Source organism: Mycobacterium sp. SMC-19, from assembly GCF_045310815.1.
In the GTDB taxonomy this organism is placed as follows: domain Bacteria; phylum Actinomycetota; class Actinomycetes; order Mycobacteriales; family Mycobacteriaceae; genus Mycobacterium.
In genome coordinates this window covers 538,475-557,384 of sequence record NZ_JBJIAM010000003.1, presented here as the reverse complement: position 1 = coordinate 557,384, position 18,910 = coordinate 538,475, and the positions used below count along the sequence as shown (strand labels likewise).

The following is an 18,910-nucleotide window of genomic DNA, read 5'->3' as shown; positions in this document are numbered from 1 at the left end:
GGGGCCCCCCCCCCCCCCCCCCCCCCCCCGCTTCCGGGCCCCGTTCGTCGGCCGCACACTCAACGCCGTCAACGCACAATGAACGCTGGCCGATAGTCGCGGGACTGCAGTGCCTGACACACCCGCCGCACGATCTCGGGAGCATGGTCGCCGGCTACCACCCGGATGACGATCCAGCCCATCCGGGCCAGCCTCTCAAGCCTGATGATGTCCTTGCGCCACTGCAGGCTGTCGACCTGATGATGTTCGCCGTCGTATTCAGCGGCCACCATGACGTCCGGCCACCCCATATCCAGGTAATAAGTGACATCGGCGGTCGGAACCGGGATCTGAGTCCGCTCCGGGGGTAACCCGGCGTCGGTCAGCAGTAGCCGCAGGTAGGTCTCCCGGGGCGACTCCGCACCCCGGTCGACCAGACCCAGCGCCCACTCCAACTGCCGCAGCCCACGCATGCGGCGATGACGCAGGGCCAGCGCCGCGACGGCGGCGACATCAAGACGAGTCGCCCGGGCCAACGCATCGAGCCGCGCGACCGCTGGCCGTGGCCGTTCGTGGCGGCCGATGTCGAAGGCAGTGCGCTCGGGTGTGGTGACGAGCATGCCGCTGTCCTGGCCGGTCAACGTCTGTACCTCGTCGTCAAGCAGGGTCTCGCGCCGGCTGATCACGCCGCCCGGCGAACGCGGGTTCGCATGCACCAGCTCGACCGGCACGTCGTCGTCAACCCATCTGGTTCCGTGCAATGCCGCGGCCGCCGCACCTGCGACGATGCCGCGCCGCCCTGACCACAGCCACGCCGCGATGGTGCGCTCACCGAGCCGCAACGACGCCTGCCCGGGCGCGTAGACGCCCGGGTGCGCGGCCCGATAGTGGGTCCGCAGCCCGTGCCGATTCAGCCGTCCGGCCGCCAGTGCCTCACTGCCAATGAACGGTTCTCCCTCCACGATCGATGAGCCTCGCCGTGTCGGGCAACCAGCGCCATTCAGCTATCCACAGGTGATTGAGTGTGCGGCGACGGCGTTGAATGTGCGGTGAGGTCGGCAGCCGCGAGACTGTGCGTCGTGCTGGCGTCAGCGCCCGCCGGATTCGCTGTCGAGGCGCAGTCCGTGCGCGGCCGCATACGTCATGGCCTGGGCGATGTCGATCCGCGTGCCGGTCAGCGATGCCGTGGTCCACAGCGTGGGATCGACCCGCGCACCGCGCAGGTCCGCCTCGTCCAGCCGGGTGCCAACAGTCCGGGCGCCGGTCAGGTCGGCGCCGCGCAGTATCGCTTTGCGCAGGTCTGCCTCCACCAGGTTGGCTTCTCGGAGCCGACAACCGCTCAGGTCCACCGCCCGTAGGTCACTGCCGCCGAGCCCGGCCAGGGTGAAGTCCACCTCGTCGAACACCAGCGGCCGCATCCGGCACTGCACGAACTGCGAGCCCAGCATGCTGCACCCGATGAACTCGGAATGCCACAGCGAGGCCCGCTCGAAGCGACAGTTGCGGAAGGCCGACCCGCGGTGCACCGACTCGCCGAAGTCGGCCCCGGTGAAGTCGCACTCGTCGAACACCGCCCGCTCGGTGCGCAGCCGCGAAAGGTCCGCATCGCGAAAGTCGTGACCGGAGAACTCGCATCCGGTCCACTCTGGGGCGCCGCTCAAGCCTGCGTCAACCGTGCGAAGCCAGGGTGGACAGCGCGTATTCGCTGATAGCGATGAGCGCGTCGCGGGCCGACCGGGGGTCACGTGCGTCGACGCTGATCACCGGAATGTGTTCGGCCAGAGCCAGGGCCTTGCGCACCGCGGCGACCGGATAGCGCGGCGCGCCGTCGAACTCGTTGACCGCGATCAGGAAGGGCAGGTTGCGGTGCTCGAAGAAGTCCACGGCGGCGAAGCTGTCCTGCAGCCGGCGGCAGTCGACCAGGATTATCGCGCCGATCGCGCCGCGCACCAGGTCGTCCCACATAAACCAGAACCGGCGCTGGCCCGGCGTACCGAACAGGTACAGCACCAAGTCGTCGGCCAGCGTGATGCGACCGAAGTCCATCGCCACCGTGGTGGTCCGCTTGTCGGGGGTGGGCTCCAGGCCGTCGATACCAGCCGAAGCGTCGGTGACCAGCGCTTCGGTGCGCAGCGGCATGATCTCCGAAACCGTGCCGACGAAGGTGGTCTTGCCGACCCCGAATCCACCGGCGATGACGATCTTCGTCGACGCCGAGTCTCTGGGAGCTGCGGGCCTACCCGAGGGCCTATCCGAGCGCTCGTAGGCCACGAAGGGTCCTTCCTATCAGGTCTCGGCGTTCATCCCGGGTGGATGCCTCGGTCAGTGTGGCGCGTACCCGAAGGTATCCCGACGTGACCAGATCACCCACCAGGACGCGCGCGACGCCCAGCGGCAGGTTCAGTTTGGCGGAGATCTCGGCGACCGACGGCGCCCCCTGACACAGTTCGACGATCCGGCCGCGCGGATCGCTGACCGGCCATTGATTGGGCTGGGCTACTCGCAGGGTCTGCACTGGGGCCTCCAGCGGCAATGGCACGTCGGTGTGGGTCCGCCCGGCGGTCAGCGTGTACGGGCGGACCAGGTTGGCCTCGGTTTCCAGCGTGTACAGGGGTTCTGGCGCCTGCGGGCGCGCCCAGCTCTCGGGGATGTCCATCACCATTCACCGGCACCTCACGGGTGGCCGCCCCGCGACGGCGCCGATCGACGCGACGACTGGACCACAGCTCCGACTCGTTCCACCAGAACCGCCATCTCATACCCGATCTGGCCGATATCGCAGGAGGTGCTCGCCAACGTCGCCAGGTGCGAGCCGTCCCCGACTCGCATCAGCAGCAGGTAGCCGTGCTCCATCTCCACCACCGACTGCAGCACCCGGCCGCCGTCGAACAACTGCGACGCCCCGGTTGCCAGGCTGGCCAATCCGGACGCCACCGCGGCCAACTGGTCGGCCCGCTCGGTGGGCAGGTGCTCGCTGGCCGCCACCGTCAGACCGTCGACCGACACCAGCACCGCGTGCGATACCCCGGGCACCTCGCGGGCAAAATTGGATACCAGCCAGTCCAACGAGCTTTCGGCGGTACGGCGCGCTGCGGTGGGATCGGTTGGGAAAGTCATTACTGGTTCTGTCCCTGGTCGGTGTCGAAGCCCGTTTCTGAGGTTTTGTCTCGGCCGTTCTCCCGGGAGTGCGATCGTGCGGCGTGCACCCCGCCGAAGTGGCTGCTGATCGACGTGCGGATAGCCGCGGGGTCCCGTTCCAGTTGCTCGTGGGCGGGCTCAGGCGGCACGCCGTTCGATGTTACCGGCTGTTCCGGGGAAGCCGGATCGTCCGCCGTGGCATGGGGGTCGTCCTGCACCGCCGGCGGCTCCTCCGCCACGGCCGAGCCGGGAACCAGTCGAGCGCCGGGCTCACGGACCGGCAGGCCGTGTTCGGTGTGGTCGACCACCGGCACGTTCTCCGCTTCGGCGGCCACCGACCAACCCCGGTCCCACACCGATTGCCAGTCCAGGTCGGCGCGCAGGCTGGCCTCGTTGGGGTCATTGCCCACCGACTCCGAGAGCATCCGCTGGTAGATCGAGTCGGTATCGGGCTCGGCGGCCTCGGAAGTTGTAGCGCCGACTCGGGAGCGCGCCGCGAAATACCCCGACGTGTCAGCCGGAGCAAACGTCTCGGCCACCGGTTCGGGCACCCGCTGCGGGCCCGGGACCGGCGCTCCCTGTCCCCCGCCGTGCTCCTCGGCTTCCCACCACGGTTGCGGCAGCTCGCGGCGTCCGCGTTCGGCCGCCGCCGGTTGTGCTGGCGGTTCTGGTTGTGCTGGCTCTTCGGAGGGCACACCGGTGATGCCGCTGGACCCCGGGGTGCGCCGCGGCAGCAGCGAGACGACGGGACCGGGCTCGGCTGTGTCGACGTCCTCGGCGGGCTCATAGGACTGGTAGGGCTCGGGTTCGGGCTCGTAGTCGTACGGTGCGGCTTCGTACGGTTCGGCTTCGTACGGTGCGGCTTCGTACGGTTCGGGCTGCGCCGGCTCGGCGGGGGCGAAATACGGCTGGACGGCCGGCGCGAGCATCGGCGATCGCTCGGACTCCACGGCGGGCCTGACGGTCAGCAGATGCGGCGGCAAGTACACCTCGGCGGTGATACCGCGAGATCCCTGCGACGCCGGGAAAAGCCGGACCTCGATCTCGTGCCGGGCCGCCAGCCGCGAGATCACGAACAGGCCCATGTGGCGGGCGTTCTCCGGACTGAACTCGCCGCCGGCCGCCAGCCGCATATTGGCCATTCGCAGGTCGGCGTCGGTCATCCCCAATCCGACGTCGACGACCTCGACCACTACCCCACCGTCGTTCTCGAAACCGGCGACCACCCGCACCGGCTCCGTCGGCGCCGAATAGCGCAGCGCGTTGTCGATCAGTTCCGCGAGCAGGTGCACGCAATCCGCCGCGGCGCCGCCGATCACGGTGGTGTCGGGCACCAGCACGGTCTGCACCCGGTCGTAGCCCTCCACCTCCGAGGCGGCCGCGCTGATCAGGGTCGCCAGCGGAACCGGCCGGCCCCGCTCGTGCGGAACCCGGGCACCGGCGAGCACCAGCAGGTTTGCGCCGTTGCGCCGCATCCGGGCGGCCAGGTGGTCCAGCCGGAACAGGCTCTCGAGCCGGTCGGGGTCGTCCTCGTTGCGCTCCAACCGGTCGATGAGGGCCAGCTGCTGGTCCACCAGGGACCGGTTGCGCCGCGACATCGTCTCGAACATCTCGTTGACCAGGCGACGCAACCGGGCCTCGTCACCGGCGAGCAGCAGCGCTTGGGCGTGCAGTTCGTCGACGGCGTGGGCGACCTGCCCCACCTCCTCGGTGGTGTAAACGGGCAGCGGGGCGGGGTCGCGGTCTGAACCGGGCACGCCGGCACGCAACCGGGCGATCTCCTGTTCCAGGTCGGTGTGGGCGACCTGCAACGCACTGTCGCGCAGGGTGCGCAGTGGGCGCACCAGCGAGCGCGCCACCAACCACACCGCCAGCAATGTGGCGGTGATCGCGGCCAGCACCAGCACGATGTCGCGCAGGGCGGCGGCGCGCCGGTCCGCGGCCCGGTCTTCCACCGCCGCGGTGACCGCACCGGTGTTCTCACTGATCAGCCGGGCGGCGATCTGGTCGGTGGTACGGATCGAGTCGCGCAGCACCGGATTGTTGGGCAGCACCTGTTCGGGGTCGGACATGATCGACATCCGGGTCACCAGCTGCTGTTGCAACGATTTGGCCTCCGGGGAGTCCACGCCGAGCACCTCGGACATCCCGAACAGGGTCGACGGCTCGGTACCGGCCAGCGTCATCATCGAGCTGCGCAACTCGGGATCGGGAAGCTCGCCACCCCGATTGACCAGCAGTTCCTGCATCATCATCTGGCCTCGTGCACCGACCGCACGACTGAGACCCTCGGTCTGAGCCCGGATCCGCTCACTGTCCACCCGCACCGACCCGTTGATGGCGTCCTCGGCGGTCAGCAGGATCGGCGCGTAGCCGGTCACCTCGTCTCGCAATCCCACACCGGTGGTCGAGACCAAGCTCAACAGCCCCTGGCCACGCTCGATCAGCGTCTCCACCCCGGAGCGGACATCGGTCGCCACATCGGTGTGCGACAGCCGGGACTGAAGCTCGTACTTGCGGTTCTCGAAGTTCTTTCGGGCACCCTCGGCGTCGCCGTCGGAGGACGCGGCCACCAGCGCGTCGCCCAGCGCCGACATGTAATTGGTGACCGCCGGGATCATCTCGGCGCGGTCGGCGACCAGACGGAGCCGGTTGGCCTCAGTGAGCGCATTGGAGATCCGCAGCCCGCCGAAGAGCCCGGCCAGCGCCAGCGGCAGCAACGCGATCGCCAGCACCTTCCACCGCACCGGCCAGTTGCGTACCGACCACCGCGATGGGCGTTTTGCCGCCGCAGCCTCCGGCTGATGGGCGTCCTCGGCCGATTCGTCCAGGACCTGGTCCACCCCTTCTGGGTGGTCAAAGAGCGTCACCGGTCAGTGGCCGATTCGCCGACCGCTCGGCTGAAATTCACCGTCTGCGCCTCATTCATCGGACTCTCCGGGGACATCGCACCCGCACAGCGGGTTGCGGTGCGTTTCACGGCATAGCAATTCGACGAGTATGACAGTCGACTGCAGGCATGACCAGAATTTTTACTGAACAGAACACTTTCCGAGACCTTCGCGTGTCTTGGCGAACTCTGGTCGAGCAAACAGACCGAGAAGCCATGATCGCCCTCTAATCCGGGCGTTGCCCTGCGAGACAACCCACTGGAGTACTTCGCAGAGGTCACCGAGAACGTGCCACCGCGTCGGCGGTCGCGTCACACAACCGAATAAACGCAGGGCACTAGACCCCGGCGAGCCGGGTCTAGTGCCCTGCAGAAAGAAAAGGCCGCGCCATAACAAAGGCGCTAGCCCCTCAGCACAAATGCTCCTACGCGGCTGTTATGAAAATCCGATAATTATCCTGAGCGGCCGGGAGCGTGGTTGCAACCATCTGGTCTGGCGTCAACCCCAGCTGCAGCTGGTTGCACACGTCGTGACCGTTCGCGATTGCCACGTCCGGACGCGTGATGAGACCCGGCGCCAACGGGTGTCCTGTCGCACCGAAACTCATGGCCGACCAACCGTTTTCGCGCAATGCATCAACGAAGGTCTGCTCATCGGCGTGAGCTGCGGGCGCAGTCAGAACCCCAACCGAGAGTCCTATCGCTGCAATGGGAGCAACCACCCCCGCTTTACCAAAAAGCATTTCGATTCCCTATTCTTTTTGTGATCGCTATGGTTCGGAATGCGAGATTACCGCGCCCGGACAAGGTGCGCGATTTGTCCGGGGAATTCATCTCGAAGCGAAAGCCAAAGTTCAGTTTTCGACAGCCATTGCGCGAGTTTGTCACGCCGCCGGGACGCCCCGGACCGGCGCGGCAATCCGCGCCGGGCATAGCCTGCCTGGTACCGCAACGACCGGAGGTCGGTCGCTTCCCACTTGCCGTCATACGAGGATGCTGTTGTGTTCAAAGTGATGTTCTATTCGCCCCGCATCCCGCCCAACACCGGCAACGCGATTCGGATGGTGGCGGCGACCGGCGCAGAGCTTCATCTGGTGGAGCCCATGGGTTTCGACCTGTCCGAACCAAAGCTTCGGCGGGCCGGCTTGGACTATCACGATCTGGCTTGGGTGCGGGTGCACGCGTCGCTGCCGGCGGCATGGGAGGCGCTGGGCGACGCTCGGGTGTTCGCGTTCACCGCCGGCGCCCACATCCCCTACACCGATGTGAGCTATCAGCCCGGCGACGTGCTGATGTTCGGCCCCGAACCCACCGGCCTGGACGAGGCGACACTGGCCGACCCACACATCACCGCGCGAGTGCGCATCCCAATGCTGGCCGGGCGGCGGTCACTGAATCTGTCGAACGCCGCCGCCGTCGCGGTCTACGAGGCGTGGCGCCAGCACGGGTTCGCCGACGGGGCGTAGCCACCTTCAGCCCAACCTCCGAGTGAGGCCGTTCCCCGACGTACTTGTCACCGCTCGGCGAGACCGTGTACCGTCCTGTCTATACCCATACCCCCTATGGGTATAGACAAAGGGAGGAACTCATGACGTCGGCGACGGCAGTGGATTGGCACTTGCGAGGCGAGTGGTTTGACGTGTGCAGCTGCAAACTGCCCTGCCCGTGCAGTTTCGCCCAGGAGCCCACCCACGGAGACTGCCTGTTCACCCTGGTTTGGCAGGTCCACGAGGGGCACTACGGCGACATCGACCTCGCCGGCCTGGGCGTGATCGCCCTCGGCGAGTTCGAGGGAAACATGTGGGTCGACGATCCCGACGCCACGATGAAATTGATGTTCTACATCGACGCCAAAGCGGACACCGACCAGCGCTACGCCCTCGAGCGCATCTTCACTGGGAAAGAGGGCGGTTGGCCGGGCGAATTCGGCAGCCTGATCGGCACGCTGGACAAGATCGAGTACGCGCCGATCACCTTCGAAGCCGCCGATGATCTGGCGTACTGGCGCGCGGAGATACCGGGCAAGGTCGACGTACGTGTCGAGGCGCTCACGGGCCCGACGTCGGATCCGAACCGGCGGGTCACCACCGCCAACGCACCAGGCGCGGAGGTCGGCCCGGGCCAGGTGGCGACGTGGGGCGTAGTCAAACGCGACCAGGCAAAGGGTTTCGAGTACTCCCACGAATACCGCGGCGGCTCAAGCAAACACTTCCCCTTCGACTGGCAACCGCACGCGGATAGCCCAGGAGCCCAGCAGGACAGTGCGGGCGTCGACAGCCGTTCAGGTTGCCATTGCGGCACCTAATGCACCGTAGAAGAAGCGATTTCACCACCACTGAAAGGAAAGACGATGGGAATCTTCCGCAAATTCAGCACCAAGTTCGGCGAGCACAAGCGCCGAGCTGCCACCACGTTGGCCTTCACCGGCATCGCGGTGGCAGTCTTCATCGCCGGAGCCTGGGCAGGATCCTCCGGAGCACTCACCTTGGGCCAGACTCCGGCTATGACGTCGCACGCCATGCACGCACCCGGGGCCAACGGCCATGAGCCCGAGGAATCATGCTGCGACAAGCCGATGCCCGCCGGCGAGATGGGCCCGGGCATGAAGAAGCACGGCGAGATGGGCCACGACGAGATGGGCCCGAACATGAAGAAGCACGGCGAGATGGCGCGCGACGAAATGGGGTCGAACAAGCCTATGAAGCCGGGCATGCCCATGCACAAGTCGGACAAGAAGTGCTGCGACAAGCCGTGATTCGCGACCGGAAAGGGAGTTTTCGTGCTTGACACCATCTATGGCCTGCCGGCGCATCCGCTGCTTGCACACCTGGTTGCGGCCTTGGTTCCCGTGACCGCCCTACTGGCCGTACTTGCCGTGCTCTGGCCCGGCGCACGACGCCGCATCAGTGGCGCCGCGTTGTTCGTCGCGGTGGGCACGCTGATCGCGATCCCGCTGACCACCACGGCCGGCAGCTGGCTCCAGCAACGGGTGATGGGAGGTGAGATCCTCCAGCGTCACGCCGCGTTAGGGTCTCAGCTGGTCCTCTGGTCCGCGCTGCTCACCATCGCCATGATCGGGTGGTGGGCGCTGCATACCCCACTGTTTGCCGACGAAGTGGGCGCGATGTCACCGGCGATCCGTCGCATCGGCATCACCGTCACCGGAGCAGGCACTCTGGTATTCGCGGCCGTGTCGACGTGGCTGGTCGTCCGCATCGGCCACACCGGCGCCCAGTCGATGTGGGGCGGCATGGGATGTTGACGATAGGTGTTGGGTTCGCTTGTCCCGGAACCTGGTTGGGATACTCACCCAGACCCGGACCTCACCAACTGTCCCAGTGCGCCACCTGCTCGGCCGGCAGCCGCTTGGCCGGCTTGAAGTCGGTGCCCTTGGTGTAGGCGATCGGGAACAGCCCACCCTGGCTGTACTTCTCGTAAGGAATGCCGAGGACGTCGGCGGCCTGCTGCTCGCCGTCCCCGAGCAGGTGCAGGGTGGTCCAGCAGGAACCCAGTCCACGGTTACGCAACGCCAGGCAGTAGCTCCACGCAGCCGGGAACAGCGACGCCCAGAACGATGCGCCGAACCCCAGCGACGCCGTCTCAGGCTTGCCCTCCAGGCAGGGGATCATCAGCACCGGTACGTCCTGCAGGTTCTCGGCCAGATATCTGGCCGAGCCGCTGACGAACTCCATCCGCTCACTGCGCACGTCGCCCTCGCCGTAGTCCGGCTTCATCCGGTTCAGATACGGCATGGCGTTCGCGCGGTAGATGTCGGCAAGCGCCTGCTTCTTGACCGGGTCGGTGACGAACATCCACTGCCAGCCCTGAGCGTTGGATCCGGTGGGTGCCTGCAGGGCGATCTCGAGACAGTCCATCAGCACCTCGCGGGGAACCGGCTTGTCGAGGTCAAGCCGCTTGCGGACCGATCGGGTGGTGGTCAGGACTTCGTCGGCGGACAAGTTGAGGTTCATGGCTGGAGGTTACCGCCGGGCTTGCTTCGGCGGTCCAGCTTCGGCTCTCCTGCGTCGAACCTCGCTGACCGCCGGGCTTGCTGCGGCGGTCCAGCTTCGGCTCTCCTGCGTCGAACCTCGCTGACCGCCGGCGGCTACCGAAAGTCCCGGGAGCGCGAACTCACAGTCAACTCAAGGGCGCCCAGCCGGTCGGCCAGCACGGTGACCGCCCCGCTGGCGTTCTGCACCCGTCCGCGGATCAGCAGTGCCGTCGCGGTCTGCGCCAGCCGTCGATGCCGAGCCCACACCCCCGGTGTACACAGCACGTTGACCATCCCGGTCTCGTCCTCGAGGTTGACGAACGTGATTCCGCGGGCGGTCGACGGCCTTTGCCGGTGCGTCACCGCCCCGGCCACCAGCACCCGGGTGCCGTCGGGAACCGCGGTCAGCCGCACAGCCGGAATCACCCCGAGCGCATCGAGGTCGGCGCGCAGGAACTGGGTCGGGAAGCTGTCGCAGGAGACCCCGGTGGCCCATACGTCGGCAGCCGACAACTCGATCTCGCTCATCCCGGGCAGGGCCGGGGTATGCGTCGCGACCCCCACCCCGGGCAGCCGGTCCGGCCGCTGCCCCGCCGCAGCCCCGGCCGTCCACAGCGCCTCTCGGCGTGACACGCCGAAACCGGCGAACGCGCCGGCCGTCGCCAACGCCTCAGTCTGGGGCACTGAAAGCTGAACCCGCGCAGTCAGGTCCAGCATCGAAGCGAATGGGCCATGGGCCTCGCGGTCGGCCACCAGCCGCTCGGCGAGGTCGGTTCCGATGCCACGGACGGCACCCAGCCCGAGCCGGACCTGCGTTCCGGCTTCGGCCAGCGTGGCGTGCGCCAGACTGGCGTTGACGTCTGGTCGATGCACAACGACGCCGTGCCGGCGGGCATCGGCAACCAGCGACTGCGGCGAATAGAAGCCCATCGGCTGGGCCCGGAGCAGCGCGGCGCAGAACGCCGCCGGGTAGTGCAGCTTGAACCAGGCCGAGTAGAACACCAGCGACGCGAAGCTCATCGCATGACTCTCCGGAAATCCATAGTTGGCAAAGGCTTCCAGCTTCTCGTAGATCCGATCAGCCACCTCGCCGGTGATGCCGTGACACTCGGCCATGCCGGAGTAGAACCGGTCGCGCAACCGGCGCATCCGCTCCGGTGACCGTTTGGAGCCCATCGCGCGGCGCAGCTGGTCGGCTTCGCCCGCGGTGAACCCGGCACAGTCCACCGCCAGCGTCATCAGCTGTTCTTGAAACAGCGGAATTCCCAAGGTTTTCTCCAGCGCCCTGGCCATGCACGGATGCTCATAGGTCACCGGGTCGATACCGTTGCGGCGGCGAATATAGGGATGCACCGATCCGCCTTGGATCGGCCCGGGGCGGATCAGCGCCACCTCCACCACCAGGTCATAGAACACCCGTGGGCGCAGCCTCGGCAGGGTGGCCATCTGCGCGCGCGACTCCACCTGAAATACCCCGACCGTGTCGGCGCGCGCCAGCATCTCGTACACCGCCGGCTCGGACAGGTCGATCGCGGCCAGGTCCACCTCGACACCGCAATGCTGCGCCACCAGGTCGATCGCGTAGTGCAATGCCGAGAGCATCCCCAGCCCCAGCAGGTCGAATTTCACCAAACCGATTGCCGCGCAGTCATCTTTATCCCACTGCAGCACGCTCCGTCCGGGCATCCGGGCCCATTCCACCGGGCATACGTCGGCGATCGGGCGGTCACAGATCACCATGCCGCCGGAGTGGATGCCCAGGTGCCTGGGCAGGTCGGCGACCTGGTTGGCCAGCTCGATCACCTGTTCGGGGATGCCCTGCAGATCAGAGTCCTCCCGGCCGGGCGGGCCCCATCGACTCAACTGCTTACTCCAGGCGTCCTGCTGTCCCGGTGAATAGCCCAGCGCGCGGGCCATATCCCGCACGGCACTGCGTCCCCGGTAGGTGATGACGTTGGCCACCTGGGCGGCGTGATCTCGACCGTATTTGCCGTAGACGTACTGGATCACCTTTTCACGCTCATCCGACTCGATATCGATGTCGATGTCGGGCGGGCCGTCGCGGGCCGGAGACAGAAAGCGCTCGAACAGCAGTCCGTTGGCCACCGGATCCACCGCGGTGATACCGAGGGCGTAGCAGACCGCGGAGTTGGCCGCCGATCCCCTGCCCTGGCACAAGATGTCGCTGCGCCGGCAGAACTGGGTGATGTCGTGTACCACCAGGAAATATCCGGGAAAACCAAGCTGGGCAATGACTTCCAGCTCACGCTCGATCTGGGCGTAAGCGGCCGGCATGCGCTCGGGCGGGCCGTAGCGCCCCACCGCGCCGTCCAGGGTGAGCCGCCGCAGCCAGCTGTCCTCGGTGTGACGGTCCGGGACGGCAAACGGCGGCAGCCGTGGGGCGATCAGCGTCAGCGGAAAGGCGCACTGTTCGCCGAGTTCGGCTGCCGCCGGCACGGCCGCCGGATGCGCCGCGAACAATCGGGCCATCTCGGCGCCGGACCGCAGATGCGAGCCGCCCAGCGGAGCCAGCCGGCCGGCGGCGACGTCCAGCGACTGGCGGGCGCGCACCGCACCCAGCGCCATCGCCAGCCGGCCCCGATCCGGCCGGGCGAAGTGCGCGCCGGTGGTGGCCACCAGCCCCACTCCGAACCGGGGCGCCAAACCGGCCAGCGCCGCATTGCGCTCGTCGTCGCACGGATCGGAGTGCCGGGTCAGCTCCACACTGACTCGCCCGGCCCCGAATCGGTCCACCAGATCGGCCAGCGCCGCGGCGGCCGCATCCGGGCCGCCGGTGGCCAGCGCGTGGCGAACGTGCCCCTTACGACAGCCGGTCAAGATGTGCCAGTGCCCGCCCGCCGCCTCGGTCAGCGCATCCAGATCGAAACGCGGCCTGCCCTTCTCGCCGGCCAGGTGCGCGGCGGCGATCTGCCGCGACAACCGCCGGTAGCCCTCCGGGCCGCGGGCCAGCACCAGCAAGTGCGGGCCGGGCGGGTCCGGGTCGTCGGTGCGCGCCACCCTCCCAAGCGACAATTCGGCGCCGAAGACGGTGGCCATATCCAGCTCGGCCGCAGCCTCGGCGAACCGCACCACCCCGTATAAACCGTCGTGATCGGTCAGCGCGATCGCCCGCAGGCCCAGCCGGGCAGCCTCGGCGACGAGCTCCTGCGGGTTGCTGGCCCCGTCCAGAAAGCTGTACGCCGAGTGCGCGTGTAACTCGGCGTAGGGCGGAAAAGACACTGTTCGCCCAGTCGGCCGCAGCGGCTCGACCTGCGGAGACGGCGAGCCGTGATCGGTCGACACACCGGCCGAATTACCGGTGTGACGAGGCTTACCATCTAGAACACGTTCTATTTCCGCCCAGCTAGACGGCCCGCTGCTCCAACTCACACCTTCCAAGATATCGAACATATGTGCGAAACACCCTGGGATGGGTGTGAAAAAGAACTTTGATGCACTAATCTGTGTCAGTTCCGGCACGATGCGAAAGGGCCACTGCTTTCATGTTCGGCGCTCTCAGACGCGCGTGGTTACCCCTACTCATCGTCATAGTCGTCGCGGTGGGGGGGTTCACTGTGCAGCGAGTCCGCGGCTATTTCGGAGCCGACGACAGCGGCAATGGGACCGTCCCGTTCGAGGACACCAAGCCGTTTCACCCCAAGGTCGTGGTCTACGACATCTTCAGCCCGGACGGCACCTACGCCGACATCAACTACCTGGACCTCGATGCCACCCCACAGCGGATCGACGGCGCCAGCCTGCCGTGGTCGCTGACCCTGTCGACCACCAATCCGGCGGTGAGCCCCAACATCGTCGCCCAAGGTGACGGCGCCACCATCGGTTGCCGCGTCACCATCGACGGCGTCATCAAAGAAGAAAGAATCGCCACCGGCCCCGTGAGCGCCCAGACCTTCTGCATTGTGAAATCCGCATGAGCAAGCACACCAGCGACGACACCCCGACCGAAACGCTGCCGGCCGCGCAGCCGCCCAAGCGCGGCGGGATCCCGGCGTGGATCCGCCGGCTCGCGGTACCCATCATCCTGGCCTGGTTGGCGATCACCGTACTGGTGAATGTCGTTGTGCCGCAGCTCGACGAGGTCGGGAAGATGCGCGCGGTGTCGATGGCCCCCCGCGACGCTCCGTCGATGATCGCGATGATGCGCATCGGCAAGGTGTTCGACGAGTTCAAATCGGACAGCTCGGCGATGGTGGTCCTCGAAGGCGACCAGCCGCTCGGCGACGACGCGCACAAGTATTACGACCAGTTGGTCACCAAGATGGAGGCCGACCACACCCACGTCGAGCACATCCAGGACTTCTGGAGCGACCCGCTGACCGCGGCGGGGTCCCAGAGCCCGGACGGCAAGGCCGCCTACGTTCAGGTGTATCTGGCCGGCAACATGGGCGAGACCCTGGCCAACGAATCGGTCGAGGCCGTCCAGCAGATCATCGCCGACACCCCGGCGCCCGAGGGCGTGCACGCCTATGTCACCGGCGGGGCCGCCCTCAACGCCGATCAGCACATCGCCGGCGACAAAAGCCTGAAGATCATCACCGCGCTGACGTTCGTGGTGATCATCACGATGCTGCTGTCCATCTACCGGTCCATCGGCACCGTGCTGTTGGTGCTGGGCATGGTGGTCTTCGAGCTGAGCGCTGCCCGCGGCGTGGTGGCCGTGTTGGCCTACTACAACATCATCGGCCTGTCGACGTTCGCGGTGAACCTGCTGGTGACACTGGCCATCGCCGCCTCGACGGACTACGCGATCTTCCTGCTGGGCCGCTATCAAGAGGCCCGAGCGCTCGGCGAGGACAAAGAGTCGGCCTTCCACACCATGTATCACGGCACCGCGCACGTGATCCTGGGCTCGGGTCTGACCATCGCCGGCGCGACTTTCTGTCTGCACTTCACCCGACTGCCCTACTTCCAGTCGCTGGGCGTTCCGCTGGCGATCGGCATGTTGGTCATCGTGCTGGCCGCCCTCACCTTCGGCTCGGCGGTCGTGGCGGTGGCCAGCCGCTTCGGCATGCTGGAGCCCAAGCGGGCCATGCGAATCCGCACCTGGCGGCGGATCGGCGCGATGATCGTGCGCTGGCCGGGACCGGTGCTGGTGGCCACCACGGCGGTCTGCCTGATCGGCCTGCTCACGCTGCCGGGGTACAAGACCAACTACAACGACCGGCAGTACCTGCCGGACTACGTGCCGGCAAACATCGGCTACGCCGCCGCGGACCGGCACTTCTCCCAGGCCCGGATGAGTCCGGAACTGCTGATGATCGAGACCGACCACGACCTGCGCAACCCGGCCGACTTCCTGGTGATCAACCGAATCGCCAAGCGGGTGTTCGAGGTGCCGGGCATCGGGCGGGTGCAGACCATCACCCGGCCGCTGGGCACGCCGATCGAACACACCACGATCCCGTTCGCGATCAGCATGCAGGGCACCACCCAGCAGCTGAACATGAAGTACCAGCTCGACAGCATGAAGAACATGCTCAAGATGGGCGACGACATGGCGGTCTCTGTCCAGAGCATGAAGGACATGCTCGAGGTCACCCGCGCGATGTCCGAGACGACCCACAGCATGGACCTCAAGATGCACCACATGCTCGACGACATCCAGCGGATGCGCGACTCGATCGCCGACTTCGACGACATGTGGCGGCCGATGCGCAGCTACTTCTACTGGGAGCCGCACTGCTTCGACATCCCGATCTGCTGGTCGATCCGGTCGATTTTCGACGTGATGGACGGCCTCGACCAGATGACCGAGGATTTCGAACAGGTCCTGCCCGACATCGACAACCTCGACCGGCTGATCCCGCGGATGCTCGAGATCATGCCGCCGATGATCGAGACGATGGAAAACATGCGGACCACCCAGCTGAAGATGCAGTCCACCATGGAGGGCCTGCAGCTTCAGATGGAGAAGATGATGGAAGGCCAGAACGCCATGGGCAAGGCGTTCGACGAGTCCAAGAACGACGACTCGTTCTACCTGCCGCCCGAGGCGTTCGACAACCCCGACTTCAAGCGCGGCATGAAGATGTTCCTGTCCCCCGACGGGCACGCGGTGCGGTTCATCATCAGCCATGAGGGCGATCCGATGTCCCCGGAGGGCGTCAGCCACATCGCGCCGATCAAGCACGCCGTGCACGAGGCGCTCAAGGGCACCCCGCTGGAGGGCTCCAAGGTCTATCTCGGCGGCACCGCGGCCATGTTCAAGGACATGAAGGACGGGTCAGCCTACGACCTGATCATCGCCGGCATCGCCTCGCTGTGCTTGATCTTCATCATCATGCTGCTGATCACCCGGGCCGTGGTGGCCTCGGCGGTGATCGTCGGCACGGTGCTGCTTTCACTGGGCACGTCGTTCGGTATCTCGGTGCTGATCTGGCAGCACATCATCGGCCTGGACCTGCACTGGATGGTGCTGGCGATGTCGGTGATCATCCTGTTGGCGGTCGGCTCGGACTACAACCTGCTGCTGGTCTCCCGGATGAAGGAAGAACTGCACGGCGGACTCAAGACCGGCATCATCCGCGCTATGGGCGGCAGTGGCTCCGTGGTCACCTCGGCCGGCCTGGTGTTCGCGTTCACCATGATGTCGATGCTGGTCTCCGACCTGCGCGTGATCGGTCAGGTGGGTTCCACCATCGGCCTGGGTCTGCTCATCGACACCCTGGTGATCCGCTCGTTCATGACGCCGTCGATCGCCGCGCTGCTGGGCCGTTGGTTCTGGTGGCCGCAGCGGGTGCCGTTGCGGCCGAGTCCGGTGGCGCAGCAGGCCGTGGCCCGGGCGAGCGAGCCGGCGTCGGTCAGCTGACGCTGACCGTTATGACGGCGGGCGGACGACGACCACCGGCGTGTGCGCCGACTGCACCACCGCCTGGCTGACCGAGCCCAGCAGCATGCCGGTGAAGCCGCCGCGGCCGTGGCTGCCCAGGACCACCAGCTGAGCCTCCTGGGATTGGTCGACGAGTTGGTCGGCCGGTCGGTCATCGACGACCACCCGGCGCACCGTGACGTCGGGGTAGCGCTCCCGCCAGCCCGCCAACCTTTCGGCCAGGGCCAATTCGGCTTCCGAGGCCATGGCCGCGGTGTCGATGCCGGGGAAGTCCAGCAGTCCGGTGTCGTGCCAGGCATACACCGCGATCAGTTCCACCCCGCGCAGCGAGGCCTCTTCGAACGCCAGCGCGGTTGCGGCCTCCGACACCGGCGACCCGTCGATACCGACGACCACCGGTGCGGTGTCGGGACGCAGATGGTCTTCGTGGATGACCACGACCGCGCAGTGGGCGTGACGCACCAGCGACGAGCTGACCGAGCCGAGCAACAGCCGGCGCATCCGCCCGTGCCCACGCGACCCGACCACCAGGCGGGCGGCCTCGCGACTCATGTCCACCAGCATCGGCACCGTGGAGCCCACCACGGTCTCGGCGGCGACCCGCGTCGCGCCGGCCGCCTCGGCGATCTCGACGGCCTCACGCAGGTGGTGTTCGCCCTGGTCACGCTGCCACTCGGTGTAGCCGGGCGGCATCGGCGTCTCGGGGAACGTCATCACCACCGGGGACGCCAGCACGTGCACCAGGGTGAGCGGCAGGTTGTGCAGCACGGCGTCACGCGCCGCCCAGTCGACTGCCGCGACCGACGACGGCGATCCGTCGACACCGACCAGGATTCCGGGAGTGGACGACATCGGGGCTCTCCTTGTGTTCGGGGAACTCTCTAGACCCCTACCACGCTAATCGGAGCGCGGCTGTGGCACCGTGGTGGACATGGTTGGCATGTCGGTCACGATCGACCCGCGCCGGCATGACGCGGTGCTGTTGCGGCTCGACGGCGGTGCCGACACGGCGGCGCTGACCGAACGCCTGCGAGAGGCCGGGGTGCGGGTGGCCGCGGTGGGCTCCGACAGTTCCGGCGCCGAACTGGTGGCTGCCGCCACCGGGTTGGCGGCGCGACCGGGCCGCTGCGTGGTGCTCACCGACTCCGAATCGGGGGTAATCGCCGCTCGCAGTGCCGGATTCGCCCTGGTGATCAGTGTGGCGCGCGATGGCGGTGACGCAGTGGTGGCTGACCCGAGCGCAGTACAGGTGCGAACCGGTGACCGGCCGATGTCGGCGTTGCCGGATGCGATGACGGCTGCGGAGTTGCGCGGCCTCGACCACCCGGCGGTGTTCTTCGACTTCGACGGGACCCTGTCGGACATCGTCGACGATCCCGACGCGGCCCGGCCGGTGGCCGGCGCGGTGGATGCGTTGACCGCGTTGGCGGCCCAATGCCCGGTCGCGGTGCTGTCCGGTCGCGACCTGGCCGACGTGCGGGCCCGGGTGGGGCTGGACGGGATCTGGTATGCGGGCAGCCACGGCTTCGAGCTGATCGGGCCGGACGGCTCACACCACCAGAACGACGCCGCCGTCGATGCCGTGCTGGTGCTGGCCGCCGCGGCCGGATCGCTCACCGAGCAACTCGGCGCGATTCCGGGAATCATGGTGGAACACAAGCGCTTCGCCGTCGCCGTGCACTACCGCAACGCCGCCAGGGATCGGGTCGGCGAGGTACTGGCGGCAGTGCGCGATACCGGCCGGCGCCGCGGGCTGCGGGTCACGACCGGGCGTGAGGTGATCGAGCTGCGCCCCGAGATCGACTGGGACAAGGGCCGTACGCTGTACTGGCTGCTGGATCGGATGACCGGGGTGGCCACACCGCTGTTTCTCGGCGACGACATCACCGACGAGGACGCATTCGACGCGGTTGCCGAACTGTCGGGCGCCGGAATAGTGGTGCGACACAACGACGACGGCGACCGCGCGACCGCGGCGCGCTACGCACTGGAGAGTCCGGCGCAGGCGGCCGAGTTCACTGCGCAGTTAGCCAAGCACCTGGCCGCCGGCTGACCCTCCCCG

At 67.3% G+C, this 18,910-nt stretch carries 17 protein-coding genes; 7 read left to right on the top strand and 10 right to left on the bottom strand.

Features of this window, described 5'->3' with window-relative positions; all coding sequences use genetic code 11:
* Nucleotides 1-68 precede the first annotated feature (68 nt).
* From ACJH5R_RS10180 to ACJH5R_RS10150, 7 genes are all read right to left on the bottom strand, one after another.
* On the bottom strand, nt 69-941 hold the full coding sequence (locus tag ACJH5R_RS10180) for an endonuclease domain-containing protein (RefSeq protein WP_406760102.1): 873 nt from the start codon (nt 939-941) through the stop codon (nt 69-71).
* A 126-nt stretch (nt 942-1,067) separates the two neighbouring features.
* A complete protein-coding gene (locus tag ACJH5R_RS10175) occupies nt 1,068-1,640 on the bottom strand; it encodes a pentapeptide repeat-containing protein (RefSeq protein ID WP_406781841.1) in 573 nt (190 codons plus the stop codon).
* A gap of 7 nt (nt 1,641-1,647) precedes the next feature.
* Complete coding sequence (locus ACJH5R_RS10170; RefSeq protein WP_406781840.1) at nt 1,648-2,250, bottom strand: GTP-binding protein; 603 nt, start codon at nt 2,248-2,250, stop codon at nt 1,648-1,650.
* Nucleotides 2,228-2,635 (bottom strand): DUF742 domain-containing protein, encoded by a 408-nt coding sequence (locus ACJH5R_RS10165; protein WP_406781856.1) that lies wholly within the window; start codon nt 2,633-2,635, stop codon nt 2,228-2,230. Before ACJH5R_RS10165 ends, ACJH5R_RS10170 begins: the two co-directional genes overlap by 23 nt.
* Nucleotides 2,636-2,652: 17 nt before the next feature.
* Nucleotides 2,653-3,096, bottom strand: a complete 444-nt coding sequence (locus tag ACJH5R_RS10160) for a roadblock/LC7 domain-containing protein (RefSeq protein WP_406760105.1) — start codon at nt 3,094-3,096, stop codon at nt 2,653-2,655.
* Nucleotides 3,096-5,987: an ATP-binding protein gene (locus ACJH5R_RS10155; RefSeq protein WP_406781839.1), complete on the bottom strand. Its 2,892-nt coding sequence runs from the start codon at nt 5,985-5,987 to the stop codon at nt 3,096-3,098. The genes ACJH5R_RS10160 and ACJH5R_RS10155 overlap by 1 nt, the downstream gene beginning before the upstream one ends.
* A 445-nt stretch (nt 5,988-6,432) precedes the next feature.
* Complete coding sequence (locus tag ACJH5R_RS10150; protein WP_406781838.1) at nt 6,433-6,750, bottom strand: DUF732 domain-containing protein; 318 nt, start codon at nt 6,748-6,750, stop codon at nt 6,433-6,435.
* A gap of 270 nt (nt 6,751-7,020) precedes the next feature.
* Here ACJH5R_RS10150 and ACJH5R_RS10145 point away from each other — a divergent pair, with 270 nt between their 5' ends.
* The 4 genes from ACJH5R_RS10145 to ACJH5R_RS10130 all read left to right on the top strand — a co-directional run bounded on the left by ACJH5R_RS10145 (nt 7,021) and on the right by ACJH5R_RS10130 (nt 9,269).
* Nucleotides 7,021-7,473 carry a tRNA (cytidine(34)-2'-O)-methyltransferase gene (locus ACJH5R_RS10145; protein WP_406760116.1) on the top strand — a complete coding sequence of 151 codons (453 nt, stop codon included), beginning with the start codon at nt 7,021-7,023 and terminating at the stop codon, nt 7,471-7,473.
* A 122-nt stretch (nt 7,474-7,595) separates the two neighbouring features.
* Nucleotides 7,596-8,312 carry a DUF1326 domain-containing protein gene (locus ACJH5R_RS10140; protein WP_406760108.1) on the top strand — a complete coding sequence of 239 codons (717 nt, stop codon included), beginning with the start codon at nt 7,596-7,598 and terminating at the stop codon, nt 8,310-8,312.
* 45 nt (nt 8,313-8,357) lie between these two features.
* Nucleotides 8,358-8,762, top strand: a complete 405-nt coding sequence (locus tag ACJH5R_RS10135; RefSeq protein ID WP_406760109.1) for a hypothetical protein — start codon at nt 8,358-8,360, stop codon at nt 8,760-8,762.
* 24 nt (nt 8,763-8,786) lie between these two features.
* Nucleotides 8,787-9,269, top strand: a complete 483-nt coding sequence (locus ACJH5R_RS10130; protein ID WP_406760110.1) for a hypothetical protein — start codon at nt 8,787-8,789, stop codon at nt 9,267-9,269.
* 61 nt (nt 9,270-9,330) lie between these two features.
* Here ACJH5R_RS10130 and ACJH5R_RS10125 read toward each other — a convergent pair whose 3' ends face one another.
* Nucleotides 9,331-9,978, bottom strand: a complete 648-nt coding sequence (locus ACJH5R_RS10125) for a nitroreductase family protein (RefSeq protein ID WP_406760111.1) — start codon at nt 9,976-9,978, stop codon at nt 9,331-9,333.
* A gap of 134 nt (nt 9,979-10,112) precedes the next feature.
* Nucleotides 10,113-13,388, bottom strand: coding sequence for an error-prone DNA polymerase (locus ACJH5R_RS10120; RefSeq protein ID WP_406760112.1), 3,276 nt, complete (start codon nt 13,386-13,388; stop codon nt 10,113-10,115).
* A 113-nt stretch (nt 13,389-13,501) separates the two neighbouring features.
* Between ACJH5R_RS10120 and ACJH5R_RS10115 the strand changes: the two genes are divergently transcribed.
* Together ACJH5R_RS10115 and ACJH5R_RS10110 are read left to right on the top strand one after the other, a co-directional pair.
* Nucleotides 13,502-13,933 (top strand): MmpS family protein, encoded by a 432-nt coding sequence (locus tag ACJH5R_RS10115; RefSeq protein WP_308484141.1) that lies wholly within the window; start codon nt 13,502-13,504, stop codon nt 13,931-13,933.
* Nucleotides 13,930-16,827: an RND family transporter gene (locus ACJH5R_RS10110; RefSeq protein WP_406760113.1), complete on the top strand. Its 2,898-nt coding sequence runs from the start codon at nt 13,930-13,932 to the stop codon at nt 16,825-16,827. The genes ACJH5R_RS10115 and ACJH5R_RS10110 overlap by 4 nt, the downstream gene beginning before the upstream one ends.
* A 9-nt stretch (nt 16,828-16,836) precedes the next feature.
* Here ACJH5R_RS10110 and ACJH5R_RS10105 read toward each other — a convergent pair whose 3' ends face one another.
* Entirely contained in the window at nt 16,837-17,700 is an 864-nt protein-coding gene (locus ACJH5R_RS10105) for a universal stress protein (protein ID WP_406760114.1), read from the bottom strand.
* Nucleotides 17,701-17,788: 88 nt separating this feature from the next.
* Between ACJH5R_RS10105 and otsB the strand changes: the two genes are divergently transcribed.
* Nucleotides 17,789-18,901, top strand: coding sequence for a trehalose-phosphatase (otsB, locus tag ACJH5R_RS10100; protein WP_406760117.1), 1,113 nt, complete (start codon nt 17,789-17,791; stop codon nt 18,899-18,901).
* Nucleotides 18,902-18,910 lie beyond the last annotated feature (9 nt).